Origin of the sequence: Mesorhizobium sp. M7A.F.Ca.CA.002.15.2.1, assembly GCF_003998715.1 — a bacterium.
Classification (GTDB): Bacteria; Pseudomonadota; Alphaproteobacteria; order Rhizobiales; family Rhizobiaceae; genus Mesorhizobium; species Mesorhizobium ciceri.
The window spans coordinates 1-2,598 of record NZ_RZPI01000740.1; the positions used below are offsets into that span (position 1 = coordinate 1).

At 66.8% G+C, this 2,598-nt stretch carries 1 protein-coding gene; it reads left to right on the plus strand.

What is annotated here, in order from left to right; genetic code table 11:
* The coding region (locus ENZ74_RS28495) for a DUF2339 domain-containing protein (protein ID WP_164761272.1) at positions 1-2,528 on the plus strand (2,528 nt) is incomplete at its 5' end.
* Positions 2,529-2,598 lie beyond the last annotated feature (70 nt).

Below are 2,598 nucleotides of genomic sequence, written 5' to 3' on the forward strand. Positions count from 1 at the left end.
CTCCAGCGACAAGCGAGCCGGTCGCCGCACCGGCGCCACCCACGGAAACGGAAGACTCGACCGGCGAGATCGTGTCCGGGCCGTGGACCGCTCCAGAACCGGCGCCGAAGGCGGTGGAACCCGCGGAGCTTCCCGGAGCGACGAAAGCCGCCCGCCAATCCGATGTCGAAACCGCGCTCGGCACCCGCTGGGCGGTCTGGGTCGGCGGCATCGCCCTGGCGCTGGGCGGTCTGTTCCTGATCCGCTACACCATCGAAGCCGGCATTTTCGGCCCCGGCGTACGGCTGACCATGGCCGGCGCGCTCGGCCTTGTGCTGGTCGTGGGCGGCGAGTTCGTCCGCCGCACCGGCTTCAAGATGCCCGTACAAGGCGCCGCGGGCGCCTATATTCCGGCGATCTTGACAGCGGCCGGTGCCTTCATCCTGTTCGGCACCGTCTACGCCGCGCATGGCATTTACGGTTTCATCGGGCCGGCGCTCGCCTTCACGCTGCTTGGGGCCATCGGTGTGGCAACCATTGCCGCTGCGCTCGTCCACGGCCAGGCGCTGGCCGGCGTCGGCCTTGTCGGCGCCATGGTGACGCCGGTGCTCGTCGCCTCGCAGGCACCCAATCCCTGGGCGCTGTTCGGCTATCTCGCCATCGTGCTTGCCGCCACCGGCGTCATCGCCCGCATGCGCGACTGGAAGTTGCTGATGGCGGCTGCCTTTTTCGGCACCGGTGTCTGGACCATTCTCTATATGACCGATGCGCCGGGGGCGAACCTCTCTGCGATCCTGCTCATCGACGCCGTCACGCTGGCCGTGCTCGCCCTTGTCTGGCTCGCTCGCCGTGGCGACGAAACCACGCCAGACAGGGCTTTCGACTGGCCGTCCATCGTGCCTGGCCTGTTCGTCGCATTCTCGGCACTGGGCCTGTCGGTAGACCCGGCCTTTGCTGCCGCCGGCTATGCCTTGCCGGGCGCGGTGGTGATCGCCGCGATGGTGGCGGTCACGCTTTATCGTCCGCTGGCGCTGCCGCTCCTCTATGCCGCGGGACTGGTCACGGTGCTGATCTATCTCGGCATTATCCCGCCAACCTCGATCGCTTCCGATTTTTCGGGCGGCGCCCTGGGCGTCGACGGACTGCCGGTGGCCACGTCCAACGCGCTGACCTTGCGCATCGGCATCGCACTCGGCCTGGTCTTCATCGGCGCCGGCTTCTGGGCCGCGCGCCGGTTCGCCGCTGGGACACAGATACGTGCGGCCTCATGGGCGGCGTGGGGCGTCATCGTCCCGCTGGTCGTCCTGCTGGCGCTCTGGTTCACTTTCGGCAATCTCGACCGTGACCCTGTCTACGCCGCCGCAGCGGCACTGTTGGTCGTCATTTTCGCCGCCGGCGGCGAGTGGATCGCGCGGGCCGAGGAGCCGCCGCTCAAGGGCGGTGTCGCGGTCTCGTTTGCCCTGGGCGGCGCGGCCATCGCCGGGCTCCTGCTCATGCATATGGCTTTCGATTCCGGCTGGACCACCATCCTGCTCGGTGCGGCGGCCATCGTGCCGGCGCTGGCCACGCGCTGGCGCTCCTATCCGGTGCTCGGCTGGATTTCGGTCGGCGCGGTGATCGCGGTGCTTGGCCGTGTCGCCTTCGACCCGACCATTGTCGGCGCCGGCTTCCTGTCGACGACGCCGGTGTTCAACTGGCTGCTGCCGGGCTACGGCGTGCCCGCACTGGCCTTCGGCTTCGCCGCGTGGCAGCTAGCGCGCACCACCAACGGCCGACCGCGCCTTGCCATGGAAGCGGCGGCGGCGCTGTTTGCGCTGCTCACGCTCGCCATGCTGGTGCGCCACGCCATGCATGGCGGCGTCATCGACACGGGTGCCATGACGCTCGCCGAACAGTCGATCTACACCCTGATCGCCATCGGCGCCGGCGCCATCCTGGTCGCCATCGACATGCGCTCGCCAAGCTCGGTGCTGCGCTATGGTTCGATGGCCGCCGGTGTGGCCTCGGTCGCTTTCATCGTTGTCAGGCATTTCGTGGTGCTGAATCCTTTGCTTACCGACGAATCGACCGGCCGTATCCCGGTGTTCAACCTGTTGTTCCTCGCCTATCTCCTGCCGGCGGTCGCCGCCGGGGGACTGGCGCTCTACGCCAGGGACAAGCGGCCAAAATGGTATGCGCAGATGCTGGCCGTGGTGTCTGCCGCGCTTGCCTTCGCCTATGCCACGCTGTCGGTGAGGCGCCTGTTCAAGGGCGAATTCATCGGCCTGTGGAGCGGCCTCGGCCAGTTGGAAACCTACACCTATTCGGCGCTCTGGCTGGTGATTGGCGTTGCGCTGCTCTCAGCTGGCGTCTGGCTGAAATCGCAGGTGCTGCGCATCGCTTCGGCCGCGCTGATCGCGATCGCCGTGCTGAAGGTCTTCATATTCGACATGTCGGAGTTGGAAGGCGTACTCCGGGCGCTATCCTTCATCGGCCTCGGCGCGGTTCTGATCGGTATCGGCCTGTTCTATCAGCGGCTTTTGACACGGGCGGCGAGGGAAAACGGATAAAGGCAAGCAAGAACAATAAGATTTCACCCCGACCGGGAATAAATCGGCACTCGCCAGCGTTATCTCATTG